Origin of the sequence: Aliiruegeria haliotis (genome assembly GCF_003003255.1) — a bacterium.
In the GTDB taxonomy this organism is placed as follows: domain Bacteria; phylum Pseudomonadota; class Alphaproteobacteria; order Rhodobacterales; family Rhodobacteraceae; genus Tropicimonas; species Tropicimonas haliotis.
In genome coordinates this window covers 403,616-420,486 of sequence record NZ_PVTD01000002.1, presented here as the reverse complement: position 1 = coordinate 420,486, position 16,871 = coordinate 403,616, and the positions used below count along the sequence as shown (strand labels likewise).

The following is a 16,871-nucleotide window of genomic DNA, read 5'->3' as shown; positions in this document are numbered from 1 at the left end:
GCGAAAGATGACAGCACATGTACTTTATATCGGCGGAGAAGACGCCGACCTGCGCCTGCCCTTCATCAAGGCCGTTCGCGCCTTGGGGTATCGCGTCAGCGTCGCGGCAAGCGGTGGCGAGGCGGCGTTCGTGCAGGAAGGGATCGACTTCGTGCCGTTCGCGTTCGACCGTTTCATCTCTCCCCTGAGCGATCGCAGGGCCACCCGGCGGCTTGGAGAAATCCTCGACAAGGTTCAACCGGACCTTGCGCAAGGCTTCGACACGAAGCCCTGCCTGATGCTGCCGATCGCGGCGTCGGGGCGTGATACGCTGGCGGTGCGGACAATTTGCGGCCGAGGCTGGGTCTATTCCTCAAGGTCGCCGCTCGCGATGTCCGTTCGCCTTGTCCTCAAGGGGCTGCATGGGGTGGTCGCATCGCGATACGCAGATGCCACGGTGTTCCAGAACTCCAGCGACCGTGACTTTTTTGAACAACAGGGCATGGCGGGGCGGAATGCCGTTGTGATCCCGGCTGGCGGCGGCGGCATCGATCCCGCCCGGTTCGACGCGGCGCTCGAAGGCGCACCCTCGCCGGAAACCCTGCGCGACGAGTTGGGCCTCGGGACCGATGAAGTTGTCATCACGGTATCACGCCTGACGCGCCAGAAGGGGATCGAAACGCTCCTGAAGGCGGCCGAGATCGTGCTGAAGGACCGACCCGGCGTACGCTTCCTGCTGGTCGGCCCCCGTGAGAGCGAAGGTCGCGACGCCATCAGCGCCGCGAAGATCACCGCGATGGGGCCATCCGTTGTCGCGACCGGGCCAAGGACCGATATCCCGGCCTTGCTGCGCATGGCGGATCTCTTTGCCTTCCCGACCGAGTACGCGGAAGGGGTGCCCAGAGTTTTGCTCGAAGCCGCCCTGGCGGGGTTGCCCATCGTCTCCACCAGTATGCCCGGCTGCCTCGAAGTCATCGAGGATCAGAAGACCGGGAGACTGGTGCCTCCGCAGTCTCCGGAGTTGCTGGCGCAGGCGATCCTGTCCGCGCTGTCCGACAAGGAGAAAGGAAAGGCAATGGCCGCGCGCCTGCCGGATCGGGTCCGCCAGCGGTTCACGGTCGAAAGCGGCGCGGCATCCCACGACGTGCTGTATCGCAAACTGCTGGCCGGGCAGACGGTCGAGGATCCAACAGGGTCGCAGTGGACGGCGGCCGACACAGGACCGGCATGACAGGCTGCGGCCCTATCCCAACACCCGTGCCTGACCCCGGCCCGGGCGGACCGGAGGACGCGCCATGACCTCCGCGCTACTTGCTCTCGGGCTGGTGCTGATCGCGGCGACACAGCTACGCCCCTCCGGCGTTCCGGTGGGACCCGGGGAGCTGTTGCTGATCGCCTGGATGCTGCTTGCGATCCTGCGACAGGTCCTGTGCCAGCCTCTGGTCCTTAACCCGGCCTTCCGGCGGGTTGCGGTCTTCTGGCTGGTGATGGTGATCATACAGTGTATCGGCATGATGGTGGGTCTCGTCATTGAACCCTTCCACTACGTGAGTGGTATCCTGCGCGACATCATCGCCTATACGCTGGTGCTATGCTTCAGCCTCCTGGTGGCCCTCAACCTCAGTGACAGGGCGGAACGACGCCACATGCTTTGGGTGCTGCTGGTGCTGGGAAGTGCTTCGTTGACCTTGCAGGTCGCGGGCGGATTCGGCCTCGCGCCGACACCGGGGACGAAGAGCTGGTACTACGACCGCCTGATCGGTTGGGCGGAGAACCCAAACCAACTTGGCTTTTTTGCCCTGATCATCGTCCTGCTCGGGCTACACCTGTTCGATACCGCGGAGACAGGTTGGAAGAGTGTTCGGGCGCTTGCACTCAGCGTGATGCCGTTCGTCGCCGGTATGCTGAGCCGCAGCGACAGTTTCATGATCGGCCTGATGTTGTCAGGCGCACTTGTGGCGACGCTGAAGTCGATCTCATGGGTCGGGGATGAGGAGATGGCACCGTCGTTGCGGGGCACTGCGGTTGTCCTCGCGGTCATGGCCTTGCCGCTGACGATTGCAGCATCCGTCCCCTTTGCCTCCGCAGCGCTTGAAAAGCTCGGCGAAAGCACCGAGGCGCTTTATGGCGAAAACGAGCAGGGCGACACCCGGCTGAAACTCTGGGCGGAGGCGCTGGACAAGGGGCTCGACGCGAAGCTGATCGGCTTCGGTCCCGGCCCGCACCTGACCAGCAAATCCTACAAGCGCCCGCCACCGTCCAAGTTCGAAGCCCACAATACACTCCTCGATCTGTTCACGCAGGGTGGCATTGTCGCCGTGGGGGCGTTCATCTGGATCACCAGCATCTCGCTTGTCGGTGTCACGCGGGCGAAGAAACCGGCCCTTGCAGGGCTGATCATCGGATTGCTGGTCTTCAGCATGTTCCACTACACGGTGCGGCATCCGATATTCTGGTTCGTGATCGTGATTTGCCTGCTGGAGGCGCGATTCCAGACGAGCCGATCGCCGGTCGCGTCGCTGCAAGGAAAGACCTCTTCTGCAGCCTGACCCGGCGCCGGCTTTCCCTTCGAAGGACCAGCCTGCCAGTCACCATGAGCGATAGCAGATTGGAAGGCGTCTTCGCCTGATCCTGCACGGCTGAGGCGCAAGGCCTCGTCAACCAAAACGCGGAGCCGAACGTGCGGGGGACCCAGTGTTCGACGGACAAAACAGGTCCCTTCGACATTGCCTGTGCGTCGCGCGAAAGCACCACCCACACATTGATTAGATGCATGGGTGATGCCCTTCGCAGAGACGTACGGGGGGGCTGTGCGGTCTCTGCTACGCTTAGGCCACGACGTTCCAGTAGGAACCGGCATCGCCCAGGTCGATCTCGATCAACCGGCCATCCGCCTCGTGGGACCATCCGTAATCTGCAACGTAGAGGTGTTTCTCGCCCGAGCCATCGCTTGCCGGTGCGATCTCGATGTCCTTGACGTTGACCCGGCGGTTGAGGTCCTGCGACCGGGCGCCTTCCAGAACGGTGATGACGTCAATGATGTCGCCATCACGATCAAGCATCCAGATCTTGTCGCTGAAGCCGCCGCCCACGTAGAACACCTCGTCCTGGTGATCGTAGGCAAGTGCTTCGGGATCGGAGATTTCTGGATCAAGGACGAAGGAGTCGATGAGCTTCTTCCCACGCTGGTTGACCTCGATGACCTTTCGATCCAGCCCGTTCACGATGAACAGGTTGCCGCTGTCTCTATCGACGGCAATGTCCTCGGGGTCGATGCCTCCGTGCTTGGTCGTATCGAACTTCCATTTCACCTTGTTGGGCTTGTGAGGCTTGCTGGCAAACACCATGTTTTCGTCGTCATCGGTCGTGAAGAGAAGACGTTTCTCGGTGTTGATGGCCAGCCCCGTGGGCTCGGTGGTGAACTTCAGCTCGCGGGAGGCCTTCAGGTCTCCGTCGAGCGTCAGCGCAAAGATGTTCTCGTCCTGGAAGAAGGGTTCTTCTTCGACCTCTGAATCGGCGATGATCAGTCGGTTGGACCGAACGTCGTAGGCGATCCCGGAGGGATCTGTCATGCCAAGAGGCGCGGTGGCGTGCTCGGCCACCACTTTCGGAGCGTCATCTTTGATCAACATGGTCGCCTGGGCCGTCGCGATGGCCACCGGAGCCCCGCTGCCGACGATATTGGCCGAGTCGATCTGGAGCGAGAAGCTCTCCACCGGCTCGCTTTCATCGTCGTTCAGCAAGGTCACCGGAACATAGGCCGTCGTGAACCCGGCGTTCAGAACAAGACTTTCGGCGGACAGGCCGACGAAATCACCGTCCGCAGCAGAGGCGGAGCCATCCACCGTGCTGAAGGTCAGTTCGACGTCCTCGTCAAGTGGCTTGTCCAGTGTCAGGACGAAATAGGCGGACCCGAGATCCTCGCCTTGCGGGTCCGAACTGAAGGCCGCGACCGAAACGCCCCCCCCTTGATCCATGGAAATGATCTGGGAGGAGTCTACGGTCGCTCCGGCTTGAACGAGCGTAATCCGGAGTGCTTTCGCCGCGCCGGTGCCGTCCGAATCCCAGAGCAACTCCGCCTTGTCGGCGCGATACACGAACTGGCCGTGACCGGTCGCCGTGGCAGCCGCACCGGCAACGAAATAGTCCGGGTCAAGCACACCGCCGATGAAGCCGGAGCCCTCGGACAGGCCGAACTCACTTCCGTAGATCCCGAGGAAATCTTCGTTGGCCAGGTCGTAGACCTTGTCCCACGCTCCCGGTTCCGGCCGGAGAACAAAGGTATCGCTGTCGGCTCCGCCATAAAGGTAATCGCGGTCGAGCCCACCGACGAGAATGTCCGAGCCGCCGTAACCATAGATCGTGTCGCGACCGTCGCCACCCGTCAACGTGTTGGCGGCGCCGTTGCCCTTGATGTTGTTGTTCAACGCGTTGCCGGTGCCGTCGACCGCCGCGCCTCCGGTCAGCTGGAGCTTCTCGACATAGGCACCGAGGGCAAACCCGATGTCACTCTTGACGGTGTCGGTGCCACCGTCATCGACGCCGGGCGTAGATGTTTCGCTGACCATATCGCCAGGATCGTCCACATAGTAGCTGTCGTCGCCCGGACCACCGAACATGGTATCCCGGTCTTCACCGCCGTTGAGGACATCGTTGCCCTCTCCGCCGTGTAACTCGTCATTGCCGCCCTTGCCGTAGAGCCGGTCGTTGCCACCATATCCGTAGATCCGTTCGTCGCGGCCGGTCCCGATCAGGTCCTCCGCGACTTCCGTGCCGAATATATTTGTGAGGGGCCCCGAAGCAACGCTGAGAGCAATAGCAGAGGTATTTGCCCCCTGTTCCTCCCAGTAGTTTCCAGGCGTCTGGAGAACTTTCCACCACCGGATGCCGGCAACCCAGTCCTCCAGCCACTCACGCGCAGACGTCCTCGCACCGACGTCATTATGTTTCCAGTAAAACCGCAATTCTCCCCTCAAACCTCCCTGTCGTACAAATGGACAGCCCGGGCACCCGAGTCACTGCATCAATTCTAACCCCTTGTTCGCGCAGGTTTCGGCAATTGAGGGGGATACAACCTGTTCATGAGTAGAGGCGTAACCCCACCGGAGGACAGCGCCGGCTGTGGGCGCCCCCCGATCAACTGCCCTGAACCTGTGGCGTGGCGGAAGCCCGGGACGGTTCGCTGTAGCGACGGCGTGCGTGGACCCGCATCCTGACCTGGTTGATGATCACGCCAACCGGCAGCGAGGCTTCCGGGCTCATTCCTCGGATCCGGTTCATGGCCGCGAGCCCGGCGCGCGCGTCCGTGACGCCCCATCGCACGGTCAGAACCACGCGATCCACCATGGACGCCAGCAATTGCGTCTCTGTTGCGTCCTCGACGGTCCCGCCATCCAGCAGGATATAGTCATAGGTAGACTTCATCTCCGTCAGGAAGGCGGCGAAATCGTCACTTGCCAGAACCGAGAGCGGATCGACTTTTGCGCGCGGCAGCGAGATGACATCTACGCCGGAGCGCAGCGCCGTTTGGATACCATCGTCGCCGCCACTCCCCCATGGCGGGATGATCCCGGAAAGGGATGGAACCAGCTGATCCGGCCCGAGAAGGCGGGTGACACCGGGGTTTCGGAAGTCCAGATCGATCAGAAGGACCCTGCGTTGCAACTGCGCCGCGTACAAGGCCAGGCTGACCGCGATCGTCGTCTTGCCTTCGCCCTTCGCGCAGGATGTGATCAATTGCGTGACCGGCCGCGTGCCATTGGCCGAAACGCGGGAAGTCGCAAGGTAGACGCCCCGGATCGCTTCCGTGTAGCGGGCAAATGGCTGCTCCCGCAGCAGGCGAAGCAGTGACCAGAAGCGCCGCCGGCTGATTTTCGGGACAAGGCCGATGCAGGGGACGCCTAGCGTCTCCTCGACGTCACGTTCGCCCCGGAACCGTTGGTCGAGCCTTTCGAAGAGCGCTGCGATCATCCCGCCGATGATCAGGGAGACGACAACCGCAGGTACTGCAAACAGCAACGGGTTCGGCGTGCTTGGCGCGACTGGAACCGAGGCCGTCGTAATAAGGCGCACAGGTGTCTGCTGGTCGTTGCGCGCCAGCAGATCGGCATGTCGACGCAGCAGGCTGTCATAGGTTTTTCCGGCACTCTCGGCCTCATGCTGGAGTTCCCGCAGGCGGGTCCAGGCATCGCTCTTGTCGACACTGGCACGCTGCAAGGTGGCAAGGCGCCGTTCGATGTCATCGATGCGGGCCTCGGTGGCGATCCGATCCAGTGTCATTCGCTCCAGAACCTGCGCAACGCCCTGTTGTGGACAGGCGCCGCCTGATCCGCACAGGCGCCGCTGCGCCGCGTCGCCGGCAGAGGGCGCGGTGTTGTCTATCACCGTGTCGCGGCCCGGTGCGCTGCGGCTTGCGGCCTGGCGCCGATCAAGCTGCGTGACAAGTCCCTCCAGATCCGACCTCGCCTTCGAGAGCTGTCGGTTCAATTCGGAAATCTGTTGCGCCGTCGCGTCGGTCACGGATTCGTCGCTCAGGCCATACCTGACCTGATGCACTCTGAGAGCCGCTTCCGCACGGTCGAGATCTCTGCGCGCCTTCGGGATGCGCTCGCTGACGGCCTTGATGTAGGACGCCCGCCGGTCCCGCTGGAACTCCGCCTCCAGTTGCAGGTGAAGGTCGACGGCCCGGTTGGCCACAATCGCGGCTGTTTCCGGATCTGTGGTCGAAAACGTGACCGCGATCAGCCGCGACTGGCGTTCCTTGTAGGCATTCAGCCCTCGTTTCAGGGCCTCGTACGTCAGGACGGGCACTTCGGGCGGAGCGTTTACCGCAGCAATGAGCCGTTCGACCGTCTCGTTCTCCGCAACCGGACGCAGGAACGACGGAACGGCCAGTTCGCCCGCAGCCGGCGCTTCGGTGTCGGGCACCTCCGGTTCGGCGGCGTCGACTTGGCCGATTACTTCTCCCGGATCTTCTTCGAGACTGACAGCAAGACGCCGTATGTGGTTGGGAGAAATCAACATTTCGACGAGCGTATTGACAGCCGCCTCGTCGATGACGGCGACGCCGTCCTGCATCTGCGCCTCAAAGAGGATCTGCGCCTTGGCCGTGTATTTCGGCTCCAGCAATACGGCCGCGGCCAGTGTCAGCCCCAATCCCATCAGGACGAATACCGTGACCAGCAGCCACCGCCGCCGCAGGAGCGTGGCGATCTGGCTAAAATGCAGGGAATTGGAATCGCTGTGGATCATTCCGGAGACCACGCGGGTTCATGAAGCGCGACATGCCGCAGAGAAAGAGGCGCGAGATGCTGACGGATCCTCCCCGTGACCGGTTTCCCAAAACCCCTCGTGGCAACCGTTCGGGATCGTGGGGTGTGTTGGTTTCGCACGTGTAGCGAATTGATTTCCGAAGCGGAATTCTCGAAGGGGCCACTAGGCGAAATTGGAATCGAAAGTACACGGCACAGGTGGCCGCGCCGACTTCTCTGTCGGGAAAGCGAAATACCAATCGAGACTGCCGCCCCAAAATCCCGGCAATTCAGTGGTGTCTGACAATAAGATTCTTCAACATTCACAACAATCTCCACCCCCCATGCGCCGCATTGGGACCGCCTGCTTCTTTCCCGTTCGCATCCGGGAAGCTGCAAGTGCTCCAACACCCAAGGCCTGGCCAAAAGCCAAGGCGACGCTTTGCAATACCTTTGTCCCACCTTTAAGGGCCGGGACGAAGGGCCATCTTGGAGTACAGATTGGCACCAAAGAGGCATGAAATCGAGCAGAGATGACGGCTTGGCTGCGTGGCAGCGCGCGGATCGGTGTGACGAGCAGGCATCATCACGGTTGCGCCAATGTTTAGAATTCGTGCATACTCCCAAATAGGTAAGGCTGCAAAATTCGCCAGAATTATGCAGGGTTTATTGTGATCCATAAGCAAACGTGAATATCTGTCGTGAGCGATTTTTTTCGTTAATTTCTGGGACTTTTGGCATAAAGCCGCCGAGCAAAATGGCGCTGATTGCCTTTCAATGGCCGCCGGGGCAACTATCGCTACATCAAAAGGAGCGACCGGGAAAACGGTTGCCTCGAGAAATGCGAACTACCCACTCGGATACCCATCGTGGTATCAAACCATCGGAGCAGTAAATGCCTGAAAACACAGTGAAGGTATGCGAAATGCATACCGAATGCCATTTCGCCTTTGAGCGTTCTGGCATTTCGACGTACTTCTTTGGGGGTACGGAGAAATGAGCACTATCACTTTGAAAGGTGACTACGGGTACGACCCGTACAAGATCTCTGATCTGGACGACGGAACTGTCATCAATGCGGAAGGCGCAACCTTCCGCCATGACAACGATGATAGTGACGGAAAGAGCAACCCCTATCCGTTCATGGTCTACGATGCGCCTAACGTTGTACTCGAAGGTGGAACGATTATTGGCAACATCGACCAGGACAGTGCGTGGCGGACGGTCTATGACCAAGGCAACGCGGCGGCAATCCGGACCGAGGATAGCCCGGGTGTCGTTATCCGGGACTGGCGCATCACCGAGACCTGGGATGCAATTCGGGTTTCCTGGAACAGCGACGATTTCCTGATCGAGAATGTCTGGGTTACCGATGCACGCGACGACGCGGTGGAGAACGACCGGCTGCAAAGCGGGACGATCAAGGACAGCCTGTTCGACGGTGTTTACGCCGGTCTGAGCATCGATCCGTCCTCGTCCAGCCCTGTCGATGGCAGCAAGGAAACTGTCACGATGGAGGGCGTTCTCCTGCGCCTCGAGACGTCGCTCTACAAGGGCGAGATGACCCACGGTTCATTCATCAAGACCGATTCCGCGACCGATGGCGAAGTCACGCCAAACCTGCGTTTCATCGACTGCGTGTTCGCGTTGGAAGATGTGGACCACCGCAGCTATCGCAGCATGTTCGACGCCTGGGATCACACGATCGAATCCAAGGGGAACGTGTTCCTCAACCTGTCCAACACGCCGCTTCCGGACGACTATCCGATGCCGCCGGACGGCTGGGAGGTCTTGCAGGGCAAAGAGGCCCGCGACTACTGGGAAACCGCGCGTGCGGAGTGGATCGCCGATCATGAGGATGGCACGGAGCCATCAAACCCCGAACCGGAGACGCCGACGGAGCCTGAACCGGAGACGCCGACGGAGCCTGAAACAGAGCCCAAACCGGAACCAAAGCCTGAGCCGGAACCGAAGCCCGAGCCCGAGCCCGAGACAAAGCCGGAACCGGAAACGAAGCCGGATCCCAAGCCCGAGCCCGACGAAGGCAAACCGACCTTCGACGGACGGTCATTCAAGGGCGACGGTGACGATGAAACGATCATCGGCAACGGTCGGGACAACAAGATCGACGGGAAGAACGGGACCGACATCATCAAGGGCGGTGCCGGGGATGACGTCATCCGAGGCAACGACGGGGCTGACCTCATCTGGGGCAATGCAGGCAACGACACTTTCTACTACAAACGTCTCAGCGATTCCCGCGAGTCCTACGGTGTCGATACCATCATGGACTTCACCGATGGCGATACGATCGATCTTTCCCGGATCGATGCAAACCGGGAGGTCAGCGGCAATCAGGCTTTCAAGCTCGTGTACGGCGAACTCACCGGTGCACCGGGCGAGCTGTCGGTCCGCTTTGCGGAAGGCAGCAGCGATGTGACGGTGATCTCCGGCAACGTGGATGACGACTCGGACATCGAGTTCCAGTTGCTCGTGCGCGGCCACATCGATCTTTCGGAATCCGACTTCAACCTGTAAGCCGAAACGAATGAACAAGGGGCTGGCCCGGCATTGCCGGGCCAGCCCCTGTCATTATTGCGGTGCCCTTCCCGGATCAGTCCGGGATAGCGATCACGTCAAGCAGGCGTAGGGCCGATTACCGCCCACCAACCGGCATGACGCCTGATTGGACGCCCCGACTCGAGGCTGTGGCAGACGCCTATCCGCGCAAGGCACGTGCATCCATGGCAACGACGTCACCAAGGTGCTCGCCCCGCTGATGACCGACGACCGCTGCGCGCTTGACGCTTGCTGGTTCGGGCCGCGCAAATTCCGAAAGCGTAGCTGGAGGATGGGTCTGGGTCTCCAGGCTCCGTGCCAGCAACGCCGCGTCGGTTCTGTTGCGGGATCCGGTTTTGCGCAGGATCGCCTTTACGTGAACCTTGACCGTGGATTCGCAGATATCCAGTTCTCGCGCAATTTCCTTGTTGGAATAAGCCTTTGCCAGAAGCTCGACGACGCGCATCTGCCGCGCTGACAGATCCTCGAAGGGCGAGGCCTGCCGCTCGATGTCACTGGTTGCACCGTCGAACTCGAGAACGGGAAACACCCGTTCGCCCAGTACGATCAGTTCAATGGCCTTCGAGAATGCCTGCGGCCGGAAGGATTCCAGCAGGAAGCCATCGATATTGGCATGCATGGCCTCCTGGACCCGCGCGGGATCACATTTCTCTGAAATCAGCACGAGCCGGGCGTCGGGATGCGTGGTGCGCAACTCCGACAGGGTCTCGTCCGACGGCAGGATGGATGCGGATGCATTGATCAGAATGACGGCCGGAGACACCTCCAGGGGTCCCGAGCCAACAGCCTCTTCCAGGCTTGGCCAGATTTGATCGATTTTGAATAGATGCGGATCCAGGATGCTCTTCAGGCCTGCGCACGAGACCGAACACGAATCCACGATTGCAACGGAAAAAACAGTGCTTTCCATTACTTTCCCCCCACAAAAAACAAGGCGACAGCCCTGCAACTGGTTTCAACAGCTGCCCGCTCGGTTTCTTGCCAAAGCCCCCTTTGCAACCGGCTGCATTCCATCAAGGTCCTCCCAAGAAACCTCGATCTCGCAAGATGCACCACAATTGCCTACGCGGTTTTTAACCTAAATCACTGGTCAACTTGTGGAGTACCCAAAGCGCCTGACTATCAGACTTTACACAAGAAATTGTGCGCCCAGTAGGTTGGCGGCTGTTCTTGGGTTTCCGGTTCCGCGTTAACGTTTGTAAAGATTTTGTAACACCAATCCGTCCGTGAGTAAACACTACGAGGGAGGGAGGGTACACCGGAAGGTCAGGTAGGGCGGCACTACCATCCGAAAGGAGTTGGCTTTCAGGTGAGGTCTGGGGGATCGCCTGCGCCGCCCAAGATGGCAGCGTTCCGCCAAATGGCCATCCGGTCAAAATACTAAAAACACTGATAATTTCTGGGTGAGTAGACGCGGTGGCCCTGCGGCGGAACGGTCTGTGGGGCAGTTCCATGAGGGGTGTCGTCCGCAATCCTGAGGGTGTCGCCGGCCGCCCGCCACCCCGTCCACCGACCATTGGGTCACTTTGCAGCCCGTCCACCCTAGCTCGAATTGGGCAGGTTCGGGCTGCATTAACCCTTTTTCCCCACCGAGGCTGTCCTTATTCGAACTCGGTCCGTTCTCACAGCCGCTAGGATGGTGAGGGGGGCGTGCGCGGTGAACGATATCGAAGGATACAGAGCCGCGATTTCCGGAATGCCCAAAAAGAGGAGCAGTGAGGCAACAGGCGGTGGGTTTTCCTGCCGGTCGAGGATTGAAAAGGAGTCGTTGATGAAGGTCGTAATTCAGTGTGGAGGCAAGGGAACGAGACTCCGGCCCTATACGATGGTTCTTCCCAAACCGTTGATGCCGGTGCGATCTCAACCGGTTCTAGAGCATCTGGTGAAATGGTTGCGGCGGAACGATGTCCGCGAGATCTACATAACTACCGGATATCTCAAGCATATTATCAAGAGTTTTTGCGGTGACGGCAGCCAGTGGGATATGCGCGTCACCTACACGGACGAGCATGAACCGCTGGGTACGATCGGCGCTCTCAGCATGCTGAAGGACGAGATCCATTCGACGTTCATGGTGATCAACGGCGACATCCTCACCGATCTGAGCATCGGTGCTTTCGTCAACTGCCACCGCCAGAGCGGCGCCATGGTGACCGTGGCCACTGCCGAGCGTGAGACACTGATGGACTTCGGTGTCATCGAGGTCGAGGACGGGCGGGTTGTCGACTTCAAGGAGAAGCCGAGGCTGACCAATACCATGAGCATGGGGATCTATTGCATGGAACCGGAAGTGTTCCGTCTGATCCCGCGTGGTGTTCCCTTCGGCTTCGACGATCTGGCTCACTGCATGCTGACCCGTGGCGAGCACATCCACACCTATCGGCACGACGGGTTGTGGCTCGACATCGGTCGGATCGAGGATTTCGAGGCCGCACAGAAACTCGACTGGGACGAGCAGACACCACCGCATGAAAGGTTGGTGACAGTGGCCTGAACGACACCGGGCCCGCTGCGGGCCGGACTTTTTTCACGAGGAATTTCTGATGCTGTTGGTTGCTGAGCCTGTTCTGGGGGTGGAAGAGCGTAGCGCGGTGATGGACGTGCTGGAGAGTGGATGGCTGACCCAGGGCGCTCGCGTCCGGGAGTTCGAGACAGCCTTCGCCGAATGCCATGGTGTCGAGGATGCCGTGGCGGTCGCGAATTGCACGGCGGCCCTGCACCTGATGTTGAAGGCGCTTGGGCTGGGACCGGGAGACGAGGTGCTGGTGCCGTCGCTGACATTCGCGGCGACGGTCAACGCGGTGCTGTACGCCGGCGCGGTTCCAGTGCTGGTGGATGTCGAGAGCCTTGAGGCGCCGTTGATGTCGCTCGAGGACGCCGAGAGCAAGGTCACTGGCCGCACCCGTGCCGTCATGTTGATGCACTTCGCGGGGCACATGGCCGAGAAGGATCTCTGGCGCGACTTCGCTCACCGTCATGGGATCATGCTGATCGAGGATGCCGCCCACGCCGTTGGCGGTCCCGGCGCCGGATCCTACGGCGAAGCTGCCGCGTTCAGCTTCTATGGCAATAAGAACATGACCACGGCAGAGGGCGGCATGGTCCTGATGCGCGATCCGAGCCTGCTGGAGCAGGCCCGTCAGATGCGCAGTCACGGCATTACACGCAGCGTCCAGCAACGCCTCGTTTCACGTTCGCCTCACTACGACGTGGGGATGCTCGGCTACAACTACCGCATGGACGAGATCCGCGCTGCGATTGGCATTGTCCAGCTTTCGAGGCTGGAGGACATGGCGGCGCAGAGAGCACGTCTGGTCGCTCTCTACCAGGAAGGCCTTCAGGACCTCTGCGGTCAGCACGAAGGCCTGGTTGTACCGAAACCGCGCAGCGGCCTGTCGGCACACCACATCATGCCCATCGTCCTTCCGAAACAGATCGATCGGGAGGATGTCATCGCCCGTCTGCATGACGGCGGCGTGCAGACCACGATCCACTATCCGCCGGTTCACATGTTGTCCCACTACCGCGCCCAGTATCCGTCGGTCCGGTTGCCGATGACGGAGGAGTTCGCCCAACGCGAACTGACCCTCCCGCTCCATCCGAAGATGGAGGATTCTGACGCGCTTCTTGTGATGGAGCTGCTGGAAACGGCGCTCGAAGGCATTCTCGCATTGGCTTGAGGAGTACACGGTATGACTTATTCGAAACGTTCGCCCATTCATGCATTTCTGGGGCGCTTGCTCGACATTGCGCTTGCCCTCCTCGGCATTGTCATCCTGAGCCCGCTCATGATCGTCATTGCGATTGCCATCGTTGTTGAGTCCGGCTTCCCGGTGTTCTTCGCGCAGACGCGCATCGGGCGCGACGGCAAGCGGTTCCGGATGTACAAGTTCAGAAAGCTGGACGACCGTCGCGACGACGGCTGCCCGCTGACCCTTCAGAACGACAAGCGCATGACCCGTGTCGGCAAGGTTCTGGCGGAAACGAAACTCGACGAGTTGCCCCAGCTCTACAATATCCTTCGCGGGGATATGGCGGTGGTCGGGCCAAGGCCGGAAAGTCTCGCGTTTGCCGATTGCTTCACCGACGACGTGCTGGCCGTGCTTGACGAACGGCCGGGGATCTTCGGCCCGAGCCAGGTGACCTTCCGCAATGAATGCGCGCTTTACCCTAAAGGCAGCGACCTGATCCGGTTCTACCGGGAAACCCTGTTCCCGGCGAAGGCGGCCCTCGATCTCGCGTATTACCCGACAAGAACGATCTGGACCGACATTGCCTGGATCGTCCGGGGTGTGTTTGCCGTATTCGGTGCTGTGCCGCCTGCCGGCATCGAACTGGGTACCTTCACGCCGCGCGACTTGCCAACCACCGGCTTCCTCGCGGGGCCTAACCTCGACAGGAACGGCGGATGAACCACCTGAAAGCGAACGAAGCATCGGATATTTCCGGGCGCAACGTGCTAGTTACCGGGGCGGACGGGTTCATCGGCTCGCATCTTGTCGAGGCGCTCGTGGATCTTGAGGCGAACGTCACGGCGCTCTGCCTTTACAATTCGTACGACTCGCTGGGCTGGATCGATGACCTGCCGCAGGCCGTCAGGGCGCAGATAAACGTCGTTCGAGGCGATGTGCGCGATGCGGCTTTCGTGCGGAACATCACCGCGCGGCAGGACACCGTTTTTCATCTGGCGGCCTTGATCGCCATTCCGCATTCCTATGTTGCAGCCCAGTCCTACGTGGACACCAACGTCATGGGGACGTTGAACGTTCTTGAAGCGGCACGCGAGCACGACGTGCGCCGGGTGGTGGTCACTTCGACCAGCGAGGTCTATGGCACGGCACAGACGGTTCCGATTTCCGAAGCTCACCCGCTTCAGGGTCAGTCGCCCTATTCGGCCTCCAAGATCGGCGCGGACATGATAGCGGAGTCCTTTGCGCGTTCGCACGACCTGCCGGTTGTCATCCTGCGCCCGTTCAACACCTTCGGTCCGCGTCAAAGCGAACGGGCGGTGATCCCGACCGTCATCCGCCAGGCGCTAGACCCGCAGGTCACGTCGATCCGGATCGGTGACCTGACGCCTGTGCGCGATTTCACCTTCGTGAAGGATACAGCAGCGGCCTTCGTGGCGGCGGGAACGACGCGGGCACTGGAGTTCGGTGTGCCCTACAATGCCGGATCGGGCCGCGCAGTGACCATCGGCGAGGTTGTCGATCTGCTGTGCACCCTGACCGAATGCGGCAAGCCGATCGTGCAGGAGGTCGGACGGCTTCGCCCGCCCAAGTCCGAAGTCCGTGAACTGCTCGCCGACAGCAATCGCTTCCATTCCGCGACCGGTTGGAAGGCAAAGGTCGATCTGCGCGACGGTCTCGCCAAGTCCGTCAGCTGGTGGCGGCAGCGTGTTGCCGATGGACTCGTTCGACCGGAAACCAGCTATGCGACCTGAACGTGCAGCGGCGCCCGCCCGGCGCGTGGGAGTTCGGCGACGGCCCGTATTCGGGGCCGCACTCGCGGCGCTCCTGGCGATGTGCACGACCGTGGGCGTCCGCGCGGAAGAGTATCGTCTTCAGCCCGGCGATGTCATCGAACTGACCGTCGTAGGCGTGCCGGACATGAACATGAGGGCGTCGATCCAGATCGATGGCAGCCTGAGCTTCCCGCTTGTCGGGCCGTTGGAGGCCGCTGGTCTTACGATTGGCGAAACGCGCAGCCGGATACAGACATCCCTGTCCAGCCGATTGTTGCCGGCCTACCTTCCGGACGGCCGCGAAGTGCTGCGCGCAGTGGATCGCGACCAGATATCGGCATCCATCGCGGACTATCGCCCGGTTTTCGTCGGCGGCGACGTTGCCCAGCCCGGCGAGATACGCTTTCGCCCGGGCATGACAGTCCGGCAGGCCATTGCCGCCGCCGGGGGTGGACGGATCGTGCAGGTCCAGTCCACGAGCATAAATGAAAGCGCGCTCCGCGCCGACTATGCAGGTGCATGGCAATCGGCCGCCGCAGCGAGCGCCCGGGTCTGGCGCTTGCGCCAGGAACTCGGCGAGGTGGTCGCGTTCGATACCGAAACATGGTCTGGAGCCCCGGGCGCGCCCGGAGCGCTGGAAGAAGTCCTTCGAGTGGAGAAGGAAGTTCTTGGCGCTCGCCAGACAATACATCGTCAGGAGCGAACGCATCTGGTCCGCACCCTGACCCAGATCGATAGTCAGATCGACGTCCTTCAGCGGCTTCTGGAAGTGGCTAAGGCCAATGAGGCCATCGATGCCGAAGCGCTCGCCGTGGGGTTGGATGCCAATGCCCGCGGGCTGCTCAACCAGGCGCGGATCGCCGATATCCGTGTCGCCGCGCTCATTTCGTCGACCCGCCGGCTGCAAACCGAATCCAGCCTCATGCAGCTTGAGCGTCGCAGGACGGAGGCCGACCGAGAGCTGGTGCGGCTGGAGGAGGACCGGGAACTGGATTTGCTGTCGGCGCTGCAGGACGCCCGCGTCGCCGAGGCGCGCGAGCTTGCACGGCTTCGGTCCGCGGACGAGCAGTTGCGCGCCGCAGGACTTGCGCCGCCGACCTCGCAGCAAGGGGAGGGCGCTATCCTGATCCCGACCCTCATACGTGCTGGAGCGGAAGTGAAGGGGCCAGTGACCCACGATACCAGAATCCAACCGGGTGACGTCCTTGAAGTGCATCGCGGGATGCGGCTGCCCGTCCCGGCAACCGGCGCAGTGCCGACCGACGGCCGCAGGGCGCAGGCCGCGGTGCACTTCAAGTGAAAGCAGACGTAGTCGGGAACCAGAACCCGACGCTGAGCGGGTTGCCTGCTGTCCGACGATCCGGGGAAAACTGCGCTCCAATGCCAAACGGCAACGTGTCGGCAGGGCAGTCAGATTATCTGTGATGCGCAATGTGCCGACGCGTTTGATGCGGTGCAGACGCTTCGGGTGTTTGACCGTCGCGGGCACTTTCTTCGCCGTGCCACCGAGCCGGGTCTCATGGACTGGACTTGTGGGTTGGTCAGATACCCTTCCTCTTTCTCGCAGTGTGGGTCATCCTCGATTCTCCGAGGTTGTG

11 protein-coding genes are annotated in these 16,871 nt (G+C 61.2%); 8 read left to right on the top strand and 3 right to left on the bottom strand.

Going from position 1 to position 16,871, the window contains the following annotated elements; all coding sequences use genetic code 11:
• The first annotated feature begins 7 nt into the window (after positions 1-7).
• Both CLV78_RS07265 and CLV78_RS07260 read left to right on the top strand, forming a co-directional pair.
• The gene (locus CLV78_RS07265) at positions 8-1,210 is read left to right on the top strand and encodes a glycosyltransferase (protein ID WP_158263468.1); all 1,203 of its coding nucleotides are present in this window, start codon (positions 8-10) and stop codon (positions 1,208-1,210) included.
• Positions 1,211-1,274: 64 nt separating this feature from the next.
• The gene (locus CLV78_RS07260; RefSeq protein WP_106204121.1) at positions 1,275-2,528 is read left to right on the top strand and encodes an O-antigen ligase family protein; all 1,254 of its coding nucleotides are present in this window, start codon (positions 1,275-1,277) and stop codon (positions 2,526-2,528) included.
• A gap of 279 nt (positions 2,529-2,807) precedes the next feature.
• Here CLV78_RS07260 and CLV78_RS07255 read toward each other — a convergent pair whose 3' ends face one another.
• Both CLV78_RS07255 and CLV78_RS07250 read right to left on the bottom strand, forming a co-directional pair.
• Positions 2,808-4,943: a Calx-beta domain-containing protein gene (locus tag CLV78_RS07255; protein ID WP_106204120.1), complete on the bottom strand. Its 2,136-nt coding sequence runs from the start codon at positions 4,941-4,943 to the stop codon at positions 2,808-2,810.
• A 172-nt stretch (positions 4,944-5,115) separates the two neighbouring features.
• Entirely contained in the window at positions 5,116-7,230 is a 2,115-nt protein-coding gene (locus CLV78_RS07250; protein WP_106204119.1) for a GumC family protein, read from the bottom strand.
• 995 nt (positions 7,231-8,225) lie between these two features.
• Here CLV78_RS07250 and CLV78_RS23835 point away from each other — a divergent pair.
• A complete protein-coding gene (locus CLV78_RS23835) occupies positions 8,226-9,767 on the top strand; it encodes a M10 family metallopeptidase C-terminal domain-containing protein (RefSeq protein ID WP_158263467.1) in 1,542 nt (513 codons plus the stop codon).
• Positions 9,768-9,948: 181 nt separating this feature from the next.
• Here CLV78_RS23835 and CLV78_RS07240 read toward each other — a convergent pair whose 3' ends face one another.
• A complete protein-coding gene (locus CLV78_RS07240) occupies positions 9,949-10,572 on the bottom strand; it encodes a LuxR C-terminal-related transcriptional regulator (RefSeq protein ID WP_211300958.1) in 624 nt (207 codons plus the stop codon).
• Positions 10,573-11,580: 1,008 nt separating this feature from the next.
• On the opposite strand from CLV78_RS07240, the gene CLV78_RS07235 reads away from it, so the two are divergent.
• Genes CLV78_RS07235 through CLV78_RS07215 form a run of 5 tightly spaced genes read left to right on the top strand, consistent with a single transcriptional unit; the run spans position 11,581 to position 16,573 of the window.
• On the top strand, positions 11,581-12,303 hold the full coding sequence (locus tag CLV78_RS07235; protein ID WP_106204117.1) for a nucleotidyltransferase family protein: 723 nt from the start codon (positions 11,581-11,583) through the stop codon (positions 12,301-12,303).
• A 49-nt stretch (positions 12,304-12,352) separates the two neighbouring features.
• Positions 12,353-13,489, top strand: coding sequence for a DegT/DnrJ/EryC1/StrS family aminotransferase (locus CLV78_RS07230; protein ID WP_106204116.1), 1,137 nt, complete (start codon positions 12,353-12,355; stop codon positions 13,487-13,489).
• A gap of 12 nt (positions 13,490-13,501) precedes the next feature.
• On the top strand, positions 13,502-14,221 hold the full coding sequence (locus CLV78_RS07225) for a sugar transferase (protein ID WP_106204115.1): 720 nt from the start codon (positions 13,502-13,504) through the stop codon (positions 14,219-14,221).
• Complete coding sequence (locus tag CLV78_RS07220; protein ID WP_106204114.1) at positions 14,218-15,252, top strand: SDR family NAD(P)-dependent oxidoreductase; 1,035 nt, start codon at positions 14,218-14,220, stop codon at positions 15,250-15,252. Before CLV78_RS07225 ends, CLV78_RS07220 begins: the two co-directional genes overlap by 4 nt.
• Positions 15,242-16,573, top strand: coding sequence for a polysaccharide biosynthesis/export family protein (locus CLV78_RS07215; protein ID WP_158263466.1), 1,332 nt, complete (start codon positions 15,242-15,244; stop codon positions 16,571-16,573). Before CLV78_RS07220 ends, CLV78_RS07215 begins: the two co-directional genes overlap by 11 nt.
• Positions 16,574-16,871: the final 298 nt, after the last annotated feature.